We start from the raw sequence: 17,056 nt of genomic DNA on the forward strand, positions 1-17,056 counted from the left end.
AGCAGCTTTGTGAAAATTCGACCCAATTCGTGTAAATCAATTCGTGAAATTCGGGTTATTACAATTCTTCATCGTGCTGGCTGATATCCAAGCCTGCCAGTTCTTCTTCAGGTGTAACACGTAGTGTGCTTATCATGTCGGTTATTTTTAACAATAATAATGAGCCGAAGAAAGCAAAAGCCGATACGCCAACTAAAGTTACCAGGTGAAGGAAAAATAAATGGGTTTCGCCATAAAATAAGCCGTTTCCTGTTGTGTTGGCGCTATTTACATTTTGATGTGCGAACACGCCGGTTAGCAACATACCAACCATACCGCCTACGCCATGGCAAGGGAATACATCAAGCGTATCGTCGATGCTGGTTTTGCTTCTCCAGATAACTACAAGGTTACTTACAACTGCTGCAACAATACCAATTATTAACGAGTGGGGGATGGTTACAAACCCTGCGGCGGGTGTAATGGCAACCAGGCCAACTACGGCACCAATACACGCGCCTAACACACCCGGCTTTTTGCCACGCAGGATATCAAAAAACATCCAGGCCATTGCTGCTGCTGCAGATGCAGTGGTTGTAGTAGCCAATGCCGTAGCAGCAAGCGTACCCGAACCTAAAGCAGAGCCTGCGTTAAAGCCAAACCAGCCGAACCATAATAAACCTGTACCCAATAAAACGTAGCTGATGCGGGCCGGATTGTGCGATGTTTCGTTACGGCCTTTTAAATATAATGCCGATGCAAGCGCAGCCCAGCCGGCGCTCATGTGTACAACGGTACCACCAGCAAAATCAAGTACTCCTTTACCAAACAGGAAGCCATCCGGATGCCAGGTTGAGTGGGCCAAAGGCGCATATATAAATACCATAAACAGGCAAAGAAAAATAACATAGGAGTTAAAGCGGATACGCTCGGCAAATGCGCCGGTAATAAGGGCCGGGGTGATAACTGCGAATTTTAACTGGAACATGGCAAACAATACCAATGGAATGGTTGGTGCAAGTTTCCAGGTGGCGTTACCCAGGGTGCCCTTCATCATAAAAAAGGTGCGCGGATCGCCGATGAAGCCGCCAATGGTATCGCCAAAGGCAAGGCTAAAGCCAAAAATAACCCAAATTACGGTGATAACGCCCATACATACAAAGCTTTGCAGCATGGTTGATAGCACGTTTTTTTTGCTCACCATACCGCCGTAAAAAAAGGCAAGTCCTGGTGTCATGATCAATACAAGGGCAGTACTTACCAATAGCCAGGCAGTATCGCCGGTATCAATTTTACTGTCTTTAACGGTTGTTAAAGTAACCGAAGGAAATATAAGGGCAAGTACTATGATAAGTATAAGTATGCCAAATGGGATGAATTTTTTCATGCTTAGGGTTTTAGGGAATAGTTAATAAAAAGCTGATAGCTTAATGCCTGAAGCAAAAGCCAGTTTAAAAAAAGCCCGGTTTATAAAATATTGATAGCTAACTACAATAACTGATTTTATTGCAATAACAACCAACTGTTAAAGCCTGGCCCTTGTGCAGGTACGCTTAACACTGTATAAACAAGGTTGGTTAATACTTTTAGTTTAATGATCATTGAAGAAACTGCCCGGTACCCAATCAAAATACCGGGCAGCATCAATAACTATACTTAGTGTTACGCCAATAGTGTAATGACGAATAGTTTTTAGTCGAAAGTCTTAAGTTCCAAGTCAAAAAAAGAATAAATCTGACTTCTGACTCAAGGCTTAGTACTATCAACTTAACACCAGGGCACCCAATCAAAATGCCTGTAAGTATTTAAACTAAGTTTTAAAAAACAATAAACACGGTTGTGTAATCAGCACAGCCGCATGTAATTGTTTAACTATTACCAAAAAGCGTGGAATGGAAAAAGAATGAGTTTGCGGAACCGCGATAGCTCGCTTGTGCCCCTGCCGCAAATAAAATTGAGATACTTTACGTTTATAGTGTAGAAATTGGGGCTTGTGTAAAGGAATGGCAGCGAATGCGAACCCCGGTGCTGCTGCAGATTTATAATTTGTACCGGTACATTATTAAGGCTGTAATCATAGTTATAAGGGCTATGATGGTTGGTTGTGGCCGATACCGATGTTTTTTTATCGTCTTTATGGCTGGCATGGTACAATCCTCCCCTTGCCGAGGCCGAAAGCCCCGAAAATAGAAGGAAAATTAACGCCGTAAACCGATAAAGGCTATTGAACATGTCTAAAAGTAGTAAAAAAATAAAATAAATGCATTTTTTTTACAATTATTTTAACCTTTTTACTGTTTATGTGAAAAATATGTATAGAATTCGATTTTTTAATTCACTGATTGCTGTAAAATATAGATTGTGTATTGCATTTTTTGGATTTTTTTCATTGAATTTAACTTTTTTTGAATTTTAGTGATTTATGATTTTTTAACAAAAGGATTTAAAGCGCACGATAATTTGTGGCCCTGCTCCGGTGTCCTGCCCCGGCTAAACGAGATCATATTAAATATTCTGTACGAATAATTATCTCGCTGTTTTGGCTTTGCGAAATTTTATTTGGTAAATATTGATTTACTCAAAATTAAATATACTATTTGTTTTGATTTGTCGTTATTTTTGAAATAAAATTCTTTAAATCATGTCAGTAACAAAATTTAATTTGTACAATACCGAGTGGCTCGAGCTTGTATTTGATCATCGTAACAAAACTTATGGTGCTTACGAACTGCGGCAGCATTATAGCCGTACCATGGGTAAAGCTATGGGATGGGCCTTTGCCGGCCTGGCGATTTTAATTGTGGGGAGTATTGTTTTTAGGCATAAGGTTGATGGGGCTGTTATACACGAGTATGTTTTACCGGAAATACTGCCAATTAATCCGCCGAAAGAGGTAAAACACCCTAAAGTTGAAGCCCCTCGATCGCCAGACCTGCCTCAACCTAAAACGCTTTCAAAAACACTGCGCTTTCCGCCGCCTGTTGTGGTGCCGGCCGAGCAAACGGTTGATCCGCATACTGTTGCCGATCTTCAAAAGTCGACCATAGCCAGTACTGACCGTAGTGGTGATGACGTGCCCGAAAATATTTTGGAGGCCGATGGTATAAAAGGAGGCGCTGGTACAGCTAATCCTATTACCGAAGATGAAAAGGTAAGGCCGTTTAGCGAAGTAGAAATATTACCGCAACCCGACGGTGGAATGGCCGGCTGGGCTAAGTTTTTACAAAAGAACCTGCAGTATCCAGCTTTGGCTCGTGAAAATAACATATCGGGTAAAGTATTTGTGAGTTTTATTGTGGAGAAGGATGGACAGCTAACAGATATAAAAATAGTGCGCGGACTTGGTTACGGCCTTGACGAAGAATCTGTACGGGTGCTGAAACTGGCCAAAGCCTGGAAACCCGGCATCCAGAATGGGCACCCGGTGAGGGTAGCCTATAGCATTCCCTTTAATTTTCAATTAGCGGGAGAATAGGATCAGGCAGTGCGTATTAAGCATCGAGACTTTTTGTAATGATTGGCGGCTAATTATCAAAATGGGTATTAAGCGTTGTTTTGGGATGAAAATATCCGTCAAAATGCTGCTGAAAGTGTATTCGGTACACTTTTTAAAATAAAAATATAGTAAGTTTTTTAAGATTTTGTAAAATATATTAAATGCATTATCGTTATATAAGAAATTTAATTCTTTAAATTATGCCTATCACAAAATTTGATTTGTACAATGCCGAGTGGCTCGACCTTGTATTTGACCATCGTAACAAAGAATACGGAGCTTATGAATTAAGACAACATTATGGCCGAACTATGAGTAAGGCAATGGGCCTGGCTTTTGCAGGCATTGCGGTTATTGTAATATCGGCCTTTGTTTTTAAAGGCAAACCGGTAGAAATAGTTAAAATGACACCGGTTGATTTGACAAGCGTTTTGGTTCAGCCCCCTGTAGCGCCGCCAAAAAAGGCCGAGCCACCAAAATCTACCGAACCACCTAAGCCTGTTGAGCCTGTAAAAACACTTGCCAGCCCGCCACCTGTTGTGGTACCTAATGACCCCATTGTGCAACCGCATACCACTGCCGAATTACAGGCAAGCACCATTGGAGCTACAGACAGTAAAGGAGCTGATAAACCAGGCAATGCCATGGATGCTAATACAAATAAGGGTACAACAGGTACCGGCCCTGCGGTTGATAATGCTATACATGATATGGATGGCAGCCTTGAAGCAATGCCCGAACCGGTAGGTGGTGCAGCGGCGTGGAGTAAATTTTTGCAAAAGAATTTAAGGTTCCCGGTGGTAGCGCAGGAGCAAGGGGTATCTGGCAAGGTATTAATGAGTTTTGTGATAGAAAAAGATGGCTCGCTATCAAATATAAAGGTTGAACGCGGTGCGGGTTTTGGATTTGATGAAGAAGCTTCCCGTGTATTAAAACTGGCTAAAGCCTGGAAGCCAGGCATGCAAAACGGGCAGCCCGTGCGCGTTAAATACGTAATACCAATGAACTTTCAGTTAGCCGATCAGTAATATTTAAGTTGCGGGTGTCGGGTTGCGGGGCTCGTGGGTGTAGTGATAACAGATGTGTGTGATTGTGTGTTAGCCGCCGGAGATTTCTTCGGTGGCTTTCTTTTTTGGCAAGGTTATTTATAGTGCCTTCCGGAAACAGATGCTATCCGGCAGATCAACATACGGTCCATATTTGGGGATGGGTGCGTAGCCTGATTTAGGATATAAGCTTAATGCCTCTACCTGTTTTTCGCCGGTTTCAAGCACGGTATATTTATAGCCTAAGCTATGTGCCCATGTTTCCAGCTCAGTTAATACCATTTTGCTTATGCCTTTGCCACGTGCATCAGGGCGTACAAACATTCGTTTAACTTCTACAGCTTCGTCATCGTACCATTTAAAACACCCGCATCCGGCAGGCTGGTTATCAACATAAGCTATCACCACTGTATCAATTTTTTCTATTACGTTATGCTGATCGTAAATATCCATCATAGCGCCATTGCGGTCGCGTAAATCAGCATCAAGCTGGTTTACCAGGATGCGAAAATCGGGATCGGTGCTGGTGGTGCGAGCAAGGCTTACTGTTTTCATTGGGGCAAAAATAGGATAAGATAAAGACAAGTTGGATGCGGGATGAGATATTTTTAAGGTGAATTTTATCAACTCTGAGCTATGAAAGCGGTAGGCTTAAAGGATAAATTATATGTGCCCCGGATAAAACCTTTTTGATAATACATTGTCGTACATGCAAATTAACTTTATATGAAAAAAATAGTCTTCGCCGCAATGGCATTGTTAAGCCTTTTTAGCTTCAAGGCAGCCGATGCCCAGGTAAGTGTTAGCCTTGGTATCAATATCGGGAGTCAGCCCGCATGGGGACCAGTTGGCTACGATTATGCCCGTTACTATTACATGCCGGATATTGATGTATACTACTCCGTGCCAACACATCAGTATGTTTATTACCAAAATAACAGCTGGATAAAAACAAGTGTATTGCCCGCCAGGTATGGCAATTTTGACCCCTATCAAAGTTATAAAGTAGTAATAAACGAAAAAGACCCGTGGGTACGGAATAACTTTTATCGTACCAAATATGCAACTTACAAGGGGCGTCGCGATCAGATTATTATCCGAGATAGCCGTGACGAGAAATATCGTAACCATTGGGATAACGGTAAACATAAAGGCTGGGATAAGCAAAAATATAAAAAGCAAAAGAACGATGATGGCGACGACGACCAGGGCAATGGTAATGGACACGGCAAGGGACATGGTCATAAAGACAAAGATTGATAACAGGCTTATCGGATAGCTTTGTTTTTACCAAAAATTAAACTATTTTACCAATAGTAAAAATGTCAATTATTTAGTGTATGTTTGCAACTTATTAATATACAATATAATGCAACAAGGAACAGTAAAATTTTTTAATGACGAAAAAGGTTTCGGATTTATTACCCCGGCAAATGGCGGAAGCGAGATCTTCGTACACTCATCTGGTTTAATTGACAACATTCGCGAGAATAACTCAGTTAGCTATGATGTAGAAGAAGGTCGTAAAGGCCCAAATGCAGTAAATGTTAAAATAGTTTAATACCCTATATAATCATTTGTAAAGCCTGTTCCTGCAAAGGAATGGGCTTTTTTTATTTGCTTTTTAGCTGTGGCGTTCGTTTGCTATCCGTTACGTAAACCAATTTGACTTTTGAATTTTAACTTTTGAGTTTATAAAATCAATTTCCCTACTTCCTTGTTAAACAACCAGTAAAAGCCGCCGTGGTGGTTGCTAAATGTAAAAGCAAATAGAATATGACGGCTTGGGTTTTTAAAAACAGGTGGCGAAAGATTTCGATAATAGGCCTGGGCATATTAGGCGTTATCATACTGGTAGTGGTGTTTTTTTTGAATAGTTTTTTAAGCAGAACCCTCTCATCGAAATTTAAAGAGGCTGTACTTAAAGGCACCGACAGCCTGTACCGGGTAAATTTCAGCAAACTCGATATTAATGTATTTAACGGCACCGCCGTATTGCACGATATCACTTTTAAACCCGATACCACGGCATACCACCGCCTGCAACAGGCAGGCAAAGCGCCAAATCGTTTATTCGAGATCAAAGTGAAGCGGCTGGAAGTATCTGGTGCACATCCGCTGGATATCTGGCTGCATAAAAAGATAGAAGTAGCATTGATCGACCTGAAAAATCCTGAAATATATATTAGCAAAAACGGTGATAAGCAACAGCCCCAAAAACCGGCAGACAAGCGTACCATTTATCAAAAACTTTCTGCCAGTTTTAAGCTTATCCGTGTTGATGATATCCGCCTTGGCGAAATCAATTTTACCTACCGCGATAAGTCGGGCCCTAAGCCATCGGTTCATGTGTTAAAAGAGATGGACGTGCACGCTACCAACCTGCTCATAGATTCGGCTACGCAGGCTGATACATCCCGCACATTGTATTGCCGCGATATTGTTACCCAGCTTAGGCATTACACCGGCAAATCGGCAAACGGGCTGTACACTTATAAAATAAACTCGGTAAAGTTATCAACCAAAACCTCCAGGCTGGATATTGCCGGGGTAGATGTGCAGCCGCTTACTATAAGTATGTACCTGGCTAAAAGCCACACAGATCGGTTTGGTCTGCACCTGGATGCTATTACCCTGCACCATTTTAATTACCGAAGCTACCGACAAGGCCAGGGTTTGGATGTGGCGAGGGCGGTGTTAAATAAAGGCGAATTCAGCATATTCAGTAACCCAAATGGCCCGCTTAAAACTACCGACAGGCTGGTTACTTTTCCTAACTGGGCCATCCGCCAGCTAAAAATGGGACTTCAGGTTGATACCCTTGATATTAAAGATCTCGATGTAAACTACAGCGAATTCAAAAAAGGCAAATCGCGTAAAACCGGTACGGTGAGGTTTAGCGCAGTTACAGGCAGCATTTTTAACCTTACCAATAAAAAGGCTTTGTTACAAAAGCAACCGCTTGCTACTGCACACCTGAGTACCCTGTTTATGGGCAAGGGGCGGCTAAACCTGCAATTTGGCTTTAACCTTGCCGATGATGGCTATAGCTACAGCTACAAAGGGCATATGGGCGCCATGAATATGGCCGATGCTAATCCGGCTGTTATGCCGCTTGGGCTGGTGCGCATTACATCGGGCACGGTAACCAGCCTTGATTTTGATATCCATGGTAACCAGCGCAGGTCGGCGGGTAAGGTTACCTTTTTGTACCATAATCTTAAGGTTGATGTATTAAAGACCGACGATGAAAAAGGTTACGCAAAAAAGGGCATCATTTCATTGCTGGCGAATACGGTGATCCTGAAAAGCGATAACCCCGACAATGGTAAAACTATCCCCCGTGTGGCCGATGTGGCCTTTATCAGGCCCAAAAACTTCCCGTTTTTTAAAACTATATGGTCGGCCCTGCTTAACGGCCTTAAGGGTTGTGCCGGTGTAGGAAAGGCCGACGAAAAAGAAAAAAATCAGCCGCTTACCAAAAAAGAAATCAAGGAAAAGGCCGACGCGTTAAAGAAAGCTAGCGAGTATAAACAAAAAGAGGATAAAAAGTTTAAGCAAAAGCTTAGCGAAAAACAGAAACCTTAACCACGTCGGTTATAAAATTGAACAATATAGTCATCATCTTCAGTATCAAAACAGAATCAGATGGTAACTTAAGCTGTGCTATTACGTTAACAGCACTACATAGTTGTTTAAAAGGTTGTTGTTTTTGGGCCTATCGCTTAACATTTTCAACCGTGCGTTAACGGCTTGTTTACTACTAACACCGTGGTAGCTTGGCCCTTAATGAAAGGTTAATGGATAATTAATATGAATAACTAAATACTTCAAATAGCTTTTTTTACGTTTAATCAATCAATTTGCTACTTACTTTTTGTAACCCCGACATTAAAATAACTTTGCTGATACAGGGAAAATTCCGCTTTTATAAATTTTTTATCGCCAATAAATTAAGCGCAGCCTGCCTGGCTATTTTACTGTTATTTTCAATACATGCTGCCGCGCAGCAAACAGATAGCCTTAAAACAAACAAAGCTGCGGTTACTACCGTAACTGGACATATAGTTGATGATGGCTCGGGCTTGCCGCTGGCTTATATCAGTATTACGTTTAATGGCAGTAATTTTGGCACTACTTCCGATAAAGATGGCAATTTCAGGTTAAGCGCCGGTGGTTTGTTTAGTCGTGTTACCTTTAGCTATGTAGGGTACACATCGCTTACGCGTACTATAAAACCGGGGCAGGCCATCCAGTTGCAGGTGCGCATGCGCAGCAAGCAAACGCAGTTGAAAGAGGTGTCGGTTACATCGGGCAAGAAAGCGCGGTACCGCAATAAAGGCAATCCTGCCGTCGAGCTTATTCAACAGGTAATTGATCATAAAGATGAAAACCGGATGGAGGCTGCCGACTACTATCAATATAACCAGTACGAGCGTATCGGCATGTCGTTGTTCCATTTGTCGCCCAAAATTGTTAATGGTAAGTTTTTTGGCAAATACAAGTTTATGCTCGATAGTTCCCAGGTGATTGACGGGCGCAAAGAAACCTCCCTGCCCGTTTACTTTAGCGAAAAACTTTACCAGCATTATTATCGTAAAGAGCCTGCCAAATTCATCAGCATATTGCAGGCGCAAAAGGAAACCAACATTATTAAGTTTGTTGATACCGCCGGGCTTGATACCTATCTTAACCGTTTCTACGGGAATGATATTGATATTTACGCCAACAATATTTTTATTGTAACCAACCAGTTTTTAAGCCCGATATCCAATCACTCGCCCGATTTTTATAAGTTTTTTATTACTGATACTATACAAACTGATAAAGGTAAACTGGTAGGCATCAGTTTTACGCCCCGCAACAAAGGCGACTTGCTTTTTGAAGGCCGCCTGCTGGTTTCACTGGATGGCCATTATGCCGTACAATCATGCGAGCTGGATGTTAACAAGCAAATCAACATTAACTTTATGCGTAGCCTTAAGGTGAAACTTGATTTTAAGCAATTTCCTGGCGGGCGTTACTACCTGCAGAAAAGTGATGTTGCGGCTGACTTTGGAATTTTAAAAAACAAAGGTTTAGCTGTATACGGCCAGCGTACTGTTTTTTATGATAACTATAAACTAAACCAGCCCCAGCCTGCCGAATTTTATGAGGGTAAAAGCACCCAAACCATGGCCGATGCCAACAAACCCGATACCGCTTACTGGGCACAACATCGCAGCGATACCCTTAACAGCCAGCAAAAACAGCTTTATGCGCGCATAAACCGGCTGGAAAGCATGCCATCATATAAACGGTTCACCTGGATAGCGGCAACACTTACCGGCGGCTTTGCCACGGTGGGCCCCGTGCAGATAGGCCCAATCGGATCGATATTTGCGTATGATAACCAGGAGGGGGCGCGCTTCCAGTTAGGAGGGCGTACAACGCCTGCCCTGAGCAAAACTGTTTTTTTTGACGGCTATACCGCCTACGGCACCAAAGATAAAACAGCCAAGTATGAATTGAACACCTATTTATCGCTCAACAAAACAGCGCCATACCGCTACGCCAACAACTACTTTAAAATAGGCTACCGGTACGATGTTGACCTGCCTGGGCAAAGTTTTGCGGTAAGTAACCAGCAAGCCGCGCTTACATCGTTCCATACCGGTACCACCAATTACTGGCTGTATAACCGCACATTTACACTGGCCTATGTAAGGGATTTTGATAATCATTTTTCATACAACCTGGCCCTGCGCAACTGGAACCAACGGCCCGCAGGCACCCTTCAGTTTCAATCAAATACCGATAATAGCCTTATTCCCAGCCTTACCACTACCGAGGTTGCCCTGGGTATGCGCTACGCCCCGCATGAGCAGTTTATACAAGGCACCATATTCAGGCACACCATATACAGTAAATACCCTATTTTTAACCTTCAAATCAATCATGGTTTTGCGGGCCTGTTAAACGGGGCTTATAGTTACAACAACATATCGGCCAATATTTTTAAGCGTTTTTACATGTCGCAATTGGGCTTTACCGATATAACGCTGTTGGGCAATCTTGTTACCGGCAAAGTTCCGTTCCCGCTGCTAAATATGCCGCCCGCCAACCAATCATTAAAGTACGACCCGGACGGCTACAACAACATGAACTACCTTGAGTTTGTGAGCGATCACTCGGCGGGCATCAACATTACCCACAGCTTCAACGGCTTTATCCTCAATAAAATTCCGCTGATAGAGCACCTCAAATGGCGCGAGTTCCTGTCGTTTAAAGCCATATACGGCGGCTTACGTGCCGAAAATAACCCGCTGCTGTCGGCCAACCTGTATAACCTGCCCCCGGCGCTGGGCAATGCCAATGGCACCTACGCACTGGGCAGCACTCCCTACATTGAAGCAGGCGTTGGCATAGGCAATATATTTAAACTGCTGCGGGTTGATGTGATTAAACGCTTCAACTACCTCGATCATCCCGGGGTGAACCAATATGGTATTAAATTTAGTATTACGCCGGATTTGTAAGGGGCGATAGCCATCATACCTCCATTTAAAAAACTTTTGGACTTCCCGACTTTCGGACTTTTTCTATTTTTAAGTTTTATCCTTATTTTTGTTACTACGATTAAATGTGTTAGCGTATTAAAACTGTAATTATGAGTTTACAATTTATTTCTGACAGTACCGGTGAAACAACCGGCGTGTTTATTCCTATCAACGAATGGAATGAATTAAAAAGTAGATTTAAAGGGATTGAACAAGAAGAGTTTACAGTACCAGCATGGCACGTTGATTTGGTAAGGAACCGCGTTTACGATTATAAAAATCAACCGGAACAAGCTATAGATTTTGATACAGCGATGGACGATATCGAAAAGGAGCTGTAAATGTATAAGGTTGTTATGTTAATCTCTGCCAAACACGATATCAGGGAAGCCGCCCTATGGTATAATTTGCAGAAAAAAGAACTTGGTAAAAAGTTTGCGCTGAAAGTTCGCCAAAAGATAAACCTGATCAGGAAAAATCCCTATTCGTATACAACTAGGTATGATGAAGTAAAGACCGCTGTTTTGGATGTTTTTCCTTTTATGATCCATTATAAAGTGGACGAGTTTGACAAACTTATAACCATTTATGCTGTTTTACATACAAGCCATAACCCCGATATGCCAAAACAAAGAGGTTGACCTTTTGTAAAAGGTGCTATAATCAAAATTCCAAAAGTAGAGATGGGTTTTGTCACCATATCCCTATTTAAAGTCAGCCACCCACATCGAAACGCAGTACTTTTGCTAAAAATGGGGATATCGGCCTTACGGATAACGTCTGTGCAGTATGAGCCCGGGCCGCTTCTATCAGCGGGAACGCCATTTTTTAATTCAAAAGTCAAAATGATTTGCGGGGTGTAAAAAAACTATTTTGTTATCGCGGTCAGCCTCACTGCCGGCACACACGTATTGCCTGTACCTCGTGTTCCAAGCCTATTGATTGTCACTTCATACCCCCCCCCATTAATTTTTAACAATTACTAAAAGAAATACTTTTCTATCAGTTCCTTTGTAAATAAACCAGCCACAATTGAACATAGGAATTTTTACTTACGGAACACGGGGCGATATACAACCCTATATTGCTTTGGCTTTAGGGCTTATCGACAAAAAACACCAGGTAATTATTGCAGCACCAGGAAATTTTAAGGAATTAGTGGAGGGCTATGGCCTTACTTTTCATCCGCTGTATGGAAATGCCGAAGAAATGATGAATTCGGCGGAGGGCCAAAGCGTACTGAAAACAGAGAATACCATTAAGCTGATGAAGTACTTTTTTAAAGCGCTCCATGGAATAAGGGGGCCTTTACGCAAAAGCTGTATAGAAGGAGTTAACCAGGTAGATTTTATTATAGCCAATGCGGCAACGTTACCCGTTACAAGCGCGATTGCAGAAAAGCAACATAAAAAAATTGCGTTAACCTATTTTATGCCACCGGTTGTACCTACAGCTGAATTTCCTTTAGGCGACTTTGATTTCCTGGATTTCCCATGGTATAATAAGCTGACCTATAAGCTGGCACACTTGTTTTTCTGGAAGTTTGTAAAGACAGAGACCAACGAATTCAGACAAGAATTAGGCCTGCCCATTTTAAAGGAAAACCTTATAGATTATATTGGCAAGCAAAAGCCGCTCGATTTATATTGCCTAAGCCCCAGCCTGATCCCGCAACCTAAAGATTGGGACGATAATCATAAAATAACCGGCTTTTTAACTGTTCCCGAAGAAAAAATACCAGGCCAGTTTAGGGACGAAACCCCGGCCACATTAAATGCCTGGTTACAGCAAGGTGATAAACCCATATACATGGGCTTTGGTAGTAATGGTGTTGGCAATACCGAAAAATTTATAGACATTTTAAACACCATTTTAAATAAAACCAATGAGCGGGTTTTGTTTTGTACAGGCTGGTCGCTTTTTAAAAACTTGCCGTCGCATAAAAACCTGTTCGTAACAAAATATGTAAACCACGGCGCTGTTTTACCAAAATGTAAGGCAGGGGTATTCCACGGTGGCGCAGGTACGTTGGCAGCTATGCTGCGAAACGATTTACCGGTAATAATTATTTCGTTTTACACCGACCAGCCTACCTGGGGCAAAATAGCCGAACGGATGAAATTTGGGGTTCATATCCCTGTTAAAAAGCTCGACGCCAATAAGCTGATTTCTGCGCTATCAAAAATTCAAACAAGTGAAGTAAAAAACAATGCGACAGCTATTGGCAGGGAAATAAGGAATGAAAAGGGACTTGAAAACGCGGTGAATGAAATTGAAAAGTTTTTTAATGACGTAGATACAGGAAATTAAGCCAGTTATGTATAGTTTTATACAGGGCGGGCAGCCTCAGCGGGCTTTTTCAAAGGGGTATTGAAGAGACGGAAATAAAAAACCGCTTCATAATTGTTTATGAAGCGGCCTAATTGATTGTATTGCTAACGATATTCTTAAATATATTAAAAAACGATTAGTTTAGGCCCCAACCGTAACGAACACGAAAAACGCCGGAAGAGTTTACAGTGGTCAGCGTGATGTTGTTGCCGCTTCCACCTCTTTTTTGGATGCTGTAACTATCGTTGTCTCTTAAACCGGGCCAGTAAACGCTGGCGATTCTGTTGTTCCGGAATACATTACTCGATCCTACGATGTAGGCAATCTCATTGTCGGATTGCGAACCATTCTGATAATCTTTACCGCTGCTCATTGTTGCTCCAAATTCGGTAACTACCGTCCTCGAACCATAACTTCCGTATCTGTTTTGCCAGTCGGTTTGCCATGCTGCAGTTGAGTGGGTTGCCCAATAGGCATAATTGTGCAACGAAAGCAGGCAGCTGGTAAAGCGGCTGTCGGCACCAACCCCGGTTACGTTGTCTGAATAGCCTGTGCCGCTTAGCAACACCCTGCCTTTTGCTACGCTCGGATAATTAGCCAGCCACTGCGCATAAATTGCTGTTAAACTGGATAAGCTGTAGCCGTGGGGTTCATTAAACACCTCGAAATAAACGTTGCCATTGCTGCCATATTTATTAACTACGGTTTGCCACATGGACCAAAAATTGGTCATGTTATCTATCAATCCGTCGTTGGCCGATGCGCTATCCCAGCAACATATAATTACTTTCATGCCTTTGTTAAGGGCGGCATCTATAGCACCGGTATAAGCGCTCCACCACGATTGGGATACACTGGGGTAATTTATAGGTATCCTTATTGTATTGACACCTGGCATGTTGGTTTGAAAGCCCGATAATATCGAATTGGCTTTTGCATTAACCGTGCTGTAATTGTCAGAAGAAGTTAAACCAGATGGAATAACCCAGCCATCAACAAAGTTATCGCGGCCATCGGCCCAGTTTACGCCGGCTATAGAAGCAGCCCCTACCGCCATTGTGGTTACCGAACTTGTTGGTTTGGCAGTTGCCAAAGGGTGAGTCGGAGTCAAGTCGGCTGTGTTTTTTGTACAACTACAAAAAATAGAAATGGAACATAAGAAAACTAAGGTTTTTTTCATTTGGTTTTTTGGTTTTTGATTTATAATAAATTGGTTAGCAAGCATATTTTGCATATACCCCGTATAGCCGTCAAAACATAGGCTACAGAATTGGTTAATACGCAATAGTTGATAATCAGGAGCTGGAAACGTTGGTCGGGTTATAATCTTAGGCTAAGTTAGATGGTAATGTGCAATGCGGTGATTGGCATAATCGCCATTGTGAGGGGGTAAACTCAGCATTTACGTGTTTTTTCTGTTCCTCAATTAATTTCATCTCTTCGGCTGCCTCAAGCTTCGGGCCTCAAACATCAGGATTTTTGATTTTCGAACTTAAAGAGATGAAGCTGTACTGATGCTTGATAGTCGCTACTTGATACTAAAAAATTATTGCAACCTTTATGCGATAGCCCGGTCTAATCAGCAAGTGAGTCACCAAAACGAATATCAGCACCCAGATCAGCAACTGGTTTCCCGAGTTTTGGGTGGCGACAGGTATGCTTTTGGTATAATTATTAAAAACACCGAGGGATTGGTGGCGCAGCTTATCTTTAAGATGATACCCGTACCAGCCGACAGGAAAGATATTGCGCAGGACGTTTACCTGAAGGCGTACAAAAACTTGCCTGGTTTTAAATTTCAATGCAAAATATCAACCTGGATAGCACAAATTACTTACAATACCTGCCTGCATTACCTGGAGAAAAAGAAGGTGGTACTGATAGATGCGCAGGATGACGACGATGACGGGCAAGAGCAAACGCTTGAGCGGCTGCAGCAAAAAGATGTTGGACGATACGATAACGAGGTAGAGCGCCTGCTATCGGCAAAGGAGCTGTCGGTTATTTTAAATGCCGAAATGGATAAACTGTCACCGGTTTATAAAACATTGTTATCCCTGTATCACCAGGAAGAAATGAGTTATGCCGAAATAGGCCAGATCGCCAATCTGCCCGAAGGCACCATTAAAAATTACCTGTTCAGGGCCCGCAAGGCCTTAAAACAAAACCTGCTAACCAACTATAAACGCGAAGATTTATGAGTAGTTACCATCCAACAGACAATGAATTACAGCAATACGCCCTGGAAGGCATGGGTTTGGGCGAAGATGTATCCACCCACATACAAGGCTGTGCCGCCTGCAGCGCCAAACTGGCCAATTACCGGCTGCTTACACGGCAAATAAGTGCCCTGCAAAAGCCTGCGTTTGATTTTAACCTTGCCGACCTGGTGCTGCAGCAATTACCGGCCCCAAAGGCAGAATTTCCGTGGATAGCAGCATTGGGCGTAACCCTCACTATGATTTTCCTTATTGCAGTTGCCTTGCTGTTTGGCACTTACCTGCTGCAGCTATTTCAAAACCTGCCTGCGTTGTTTGGCACCATTTTAACAGCAAGCGCGATAGCAATATTTGCCGGCATGCTTAATACCATGATCAAAGAACACCACGACCAGATGAAAAAGCTGGATTTTAATTAACTGCAACATAAACACGGGCTGCCGGTCTCATCCGGTATAACAACAATAAAAAACAACAACATGAAAAAAATAGCCACTATCATATCCCTAATGCCGGCAGGTATTACTGCCAATGCGCAAACAGTATTTGATCCATTTACAAATGAGCAGGCCTTTTTTGAGATGATGCACAGCGTCGTAATCATTATCCTCGTTTTCCTGGCCTCATCATTTGTGCTCACACTCATCAAGCTTTTTTTAGACGACAGGTTAAAACGCCGTATTGTTGAAAAAGGCGTTGCCGAAGGTGTAATTGCCCAGTTACTGCCCGCAAACCAAAAAGGCAAAGAGAATTCGCTTAAATGGTTTGCCATATTAACGGCTATAGCCATCGGCCTTACCGTCATCAGCTTTTACATGCCATCGGGTTTGTATGCCGCCATTGTAATGATATTCAGTATAGCCCTTGGTTTCCTTGGATACTACTTCCTGTTAAAAAAGCTTAGGTAGGAGAGCGAGGAGAGTCAAGAGTTAAGAATCAAGACAGCTGCAAAATTTATAGCACGTTTAAACGTCCGCACCGCGGACATGGGCAAGCTATGCCCATTAATCAATAAATCCATCAATCCTTTAAAAATCACCAACACATGAAATCGTTTTATTATCTACTCATAACCGGCATTATATCCATTACTATTTGCCTGTCCTTTACTATTGCCAATAATGGCAACCGCACTCAGGTTAAAATAACCGAGACATTCAGCCTGTTTAAATTGGAAGCCTCCTACAGTCGCGATCAAACTAAAAAGGTAGAAGCTTTTATCAACCAAACTTTAAAACCAGTAACCGTATTTAAAAACGCAGATGAATTAGATACCCGGGTAACGCTTGGCGATAGCAGCAATTTTTACATCAGGGCGTCTGCCGGTTGGCTATTGGTTAAGGTTGATAAAGACACCAATTCTGCAGTATCCCTGTTGCGCCTCAAAAACCTTTGCGGGCAATTAAGCAAAAATGTAATTAAGTAAGCCTGCACAGGTACCAAACC

General features: G+C 42.4%; 17 protein-coding genes. 13 read left to right on the plus strand and 4 right to left on the minus strand.

Annotated elements, in window-relative coordinates; genetic code table 11:
* Positions 1 to 58: 58 nt before the first annotated feature.
* The gene (locus FSB76_RS25900; RefSeq protein WP_147058585.1) at positions 59 to 1,366 is read right to left on the minus strand and encodes an ammonium transporter; all 1,308 of its coding nucleotides are present in this window, start codon (positions 1,364 to 1,366) and stop codon (positions 59 to 61) included.
* Between the two features lie 488 nt (positions 1,367 to 1,854).
* Positions 1,855 to 2,211 (minus strand): hypothetical protein, encoded by a 357-nt coding sequence (locus tag FSB76_RS25905; RefSeq protein WP_147058587.1) that lies wholly within the window; start codon positions 2,209 to 2,211, stop codon positions 1,855 to 1,857.
* A gap of 409 nt (positions 2,212 to 2,620) precedes the next feature.
* On the opposite strand from FSB76_RS25905, the gene FSB76_RS25910 reads away from it, so the two are divergent.
* Together FSB76_RS25910 and FSB76_RS25915 are read left to right on the plus strand one after the other, a co-directional pair.
* Complete coding sequence (locus FSB76_RS25910; RefSeq protein ID WP_147058589.1) at positions 2,621 to 3,454, plus strand: energy transducer TonB; 834 nt, start codon at positions 2,621 to 2,623, stop codon at positions 3,452 to 3,454.
* A gap of 221 nt (positions 3,455 to 3,675) precedes the next feature.
* Positions 3,676 to 4,503 (plus strand): energy transducer TonB, encoded by an 828-nt coding sequence (locus FSB76_RS25915; protein WP_147058591.1) that lies wholly within the window; start codon positions 3,676 to 3,678, stop codon positions 4,501 to 4,503.
* Between the two features lie 117 nt (positions 4,504 to 4,620).
* On the opposite strand, the gene FSB76_RS25920 is transcribed toward FSB76_RS25915, so the two are convergent.
* Positions 4,621 to 5,076, minus strand: coding sequence for a GNAT family N-acetyltransferase (locus tag FSB76_RS25920; RefSeq protein WP_147058593.1), 456 nt, complete (start codon positions 5,074 to 5,076; stop codon positions 4,621 to 4,623).
* 171 nt (positions 5,077 to 5,247) lie between these two features.
* On the opposite strand from FSB76_RS25920, the gene FSB76_RS25925 reads away from it, so the two are divergent.
* From FSB76_RS25925 to FSB76_RS25955, 7 genes are all read left to right on the plus strand, one after another.
* Complete coding sequence (locus tag FSB76_RS25925) at positions 5,248 to 5,781, plus strand: hypothetical protein (RefSeq protein WP_147058595.1); 534 nt, start codon at positions 5,248 to 5,250, stop codon at positions 5,779 to 5,781.
* Positions 5,782 to 5,890: 109 nt separating this feature from the next.
* Positions 5,891 to 6,082, plus strand: coding sequence for a cold-shock protein (locus FSB76_RS25930; protein ID WP_090648758.1), 192 nt, complete (start codon positions 5,891 to 5,893; stop codon positions 6,080 to 6,082).
* Positions 6,083 to 6,297: 215 nt separating this feature from the next.
* Entirely contained in the window at positions 6,298 to 8,109 is a 1,812-nt protein-coding gene (locus FSB76_RS25935) for an AsmA family protein (protein WP_147058597.1), read from the plus strand.
* A 275-nt stretch (positions 8,110 to 8,384) separates the two neighbouring features.
* Positions 8,385 to 11,039, plus strand: coding sequence for a DUF5686 and carboxypeptidase-like regulatory domain-containing protein (locus tag FSB76_RS25940; protein ID WP_158642988.1), 2,655 nt, complete (start codon positions 8,385 to 8,387; stop codon positions 11,037 to 11,039).
* A 131-nt stretch (positions 11,040 to 11,170) separates the two neighbouring features.
* Positions 11,171 to 11,401, plus strand: a complete 231-nt coding sequence (locus FSB76_RS25945; protein WP_147058601.1) for a hypothetical protein — start codon at positions 11,171 to 11,173, stop codon at positions 11,399 to 11,401.
* Complete coding sequence (locus tag FSB76_RS25950; RefSeq protein ID WP_147058603.1) at positions 11,402 to 11,701, plus strand: type II toxin-antitoxin system RelE/ParE family toxin; 300 nt, start codon at positions 11,402 to 11,404, stop codon at positions 11,699 to 11,701. It begins immediately after the preceding gene.
* A gap of 391 nt (positions 11,702 to 12,092) precedes the next feature.
* Positions 12,093 to 13,370: a glycosyltransferase gene (locus FSB76_RS25955; protein WP_147058605.1), complete on the plus strand. Its 1,278-nt coding sequence runs from the start codon at positions 12,093 to 12,095 to the stop codon at positions 13,368 to 13,370.
* Between the two features lie 157 nt (positions 13,371 to 13,527).
* On the opposite strand, the gene FSB76_RS25960 is transcribed toward FSB76_RS25955, so the two are convergent.
* Positions 13,528 to 14,502 carry a cellulase family glycosylhydrolase gene (locus tag FSB76_RS25960; RefSeq protein WP_225976315.1) on the minus strand — a complete coding sequence of 325 codons (975 nt, stop codon included), beginning with the start codon at positions 14,500 to 14,502 and terminating at the stop codon, positions 13,528 to 13,530.
* Positions 14,503 to 14,977: 475 nt separating this feature from the next.
* Here FSB76_RS25960 and FSB76_RS25965 point away from each other — a divergent pair, with 475 nt between their 5' ends.
* From FSB76_RS25965 to FSB76_RS25980, 4 genes are all read left to right on the plus strand, one after another.
* Complete coding sequence (locus FSB76_RS25965) at positions 14,978 to 15,592, plus strand: RNA polymerase sigma factor (RefSeq protein WP_225976316.1); 615 nt, start codon at positions 14,978 to 14,980, stop codon at positions 15,590 to 15,592.
* Positions 15,589 to 16,029, plus strand: a complete 441-nt coding sequence (locus FSB76_RS25970) for a hypothetical protein (RefSeq protein WP_147058612.1) — start codon at positions 15,589 to 15,591, stop codon at positions 16,027 to 16,029. The genes FSB76_RS25965 and FSB76_RS25970 overlap by 4 nt, the downstream gene beginning before the upstream one ends.
* A gap of 60 nt (positions 16,030 to 16,089) precedes the next feature.
* Positions 16,090 to 16,518: a hypothetical protein gene (locus tag FSB76_RS25975; protein ID WP_147058614.1), complete on the plus strand. Its 429-nt coding sequence runs from the start codon at positions 16,090 to 16,092 to the stop codon at positions 16,516 to 16,518.
* A gap of 137 nt (positions 16,519 to 16,655) precedes the next feature.
* Positions 16,656 to 17,036, plus strand: coding sequence for a hypothetical protein (locus tag FSB76_RS25980; protein WP_147058616.1), 381 nt, complete (start codon positions 16,656 to 16,658; stop codon positions 17,034 to 17,036).
* Positions 17,037 to 17,056: the final 20 nt, after the last annotated feature.

Source organism: Mucilaginibacter ginsenosidivorax, from assembly GCF_007971525.1.
GTDB classification, from domain to species: domain Bacteria; phylum Bacteroidota; class Bacteroidia; order Sphingobacteriales; family Sphingobacteriaceae; genus Mucilaginibacter; species Mucilaginibacter ginsenosidivorax.

What these genes read in the sequence shown, in the direction of transcription:
- FSB76_RS25900 (WP_147058585.1), bottom strand. Translation starts at nt 1,366, where the DNA reads ATGAAAAAATTCATCCCATTTGGCATACTTATACTTATCATAGTACTT.
- FSB76_RS25905 (WP_147058587.1), bottom strand. Translation starts at nt 2,211, where the DNA reads ATGTTCAATAGCCTTTATCGGTTTACGGCGTTAATTTTCCTTCTATTT.
- FSB76_RS25910 (WP_147058589.1), top strand. Translation starts at nt 2,621, where the DNA reads ATGTCAGTAACAAAATTTAATTTGTACAATACCGAGTGGCTCGAGCTT.
- FSB76_RS25915 (WP_147058591.1), top strand. Translation starts at nt 3,676, where the DNA reads ATGCCTATCACAAAATTTGATTTGTACAATGCCGAGTGGCTCGACCTT.
- FSB76_RS25920 (WP_147058593.1), bottom strand. Translation starts at nt 5,076, where the DNA reads ATGAAAACAGTAAGCCTTGCTCGCACCACCAGCACCGATCCCGATTTT.
- FSB76_RS25925 (WP_147058595.1), top strand. Translation starts at nt 5,248, where the DNA reads ATGAAAAAAATAGTCTTCGCCGCAATGGCATTGTTAAGCCTTTTTAGC.
- FSB76_RS25930 (WP_090648758.1), top strand. Translation starts at nt 5,891, where the DNA reads ATGCAACAAGGAACAGTAAAATTTTTTAATGACGAAAAAGGTTTCGGA.
- FSB76_RS25935 (WP_147058597.1), top strand. Translation starts at nt 6,298, where the DNA reads ATGACGGCTTGGGTTTTTAAAAACAGGTGGCGAAAGATTTCGATAATA.
- FSB76_RS25945 (WP_147058601.1), top strand. Translation starts at nt 11,171, where the DNA reads ATGAGTTTACAATTTATTTCTGACAGTACCGGTGAAACAACCGGCGTG.
- FSB76_RS25950 (WP_147058603.1), top strand. Translation starts at nt 11,402, where the DNA reads ATGTATAAGGTTGTTATGTTAATCTCTGCCAAACACGATATCAGGGAA.
- FSB76_RS25970 (WP_147058612.1), top strand. Translation starts at nt 15,589, where the DNA reads ATGAGTAGTTACCATCCAACAGACAATGAATTACAGCAATACGCCCTG.
- FSB76_RS25975 (WP_147058614.1), top strand. Translation starts at nt 16,090, where the DNA reads ATGAAAAAAATAGCCACTATCATATCCCTAATGCCGGCAGGTATTACT.
- FSB76_RS25980 (WP_147058616.1), top strand. Translation starts at nt 16,656, where the DNA reads ATGAAATCGTTTTATTATCTACTCATAACCGGCATTATATCCATTACT.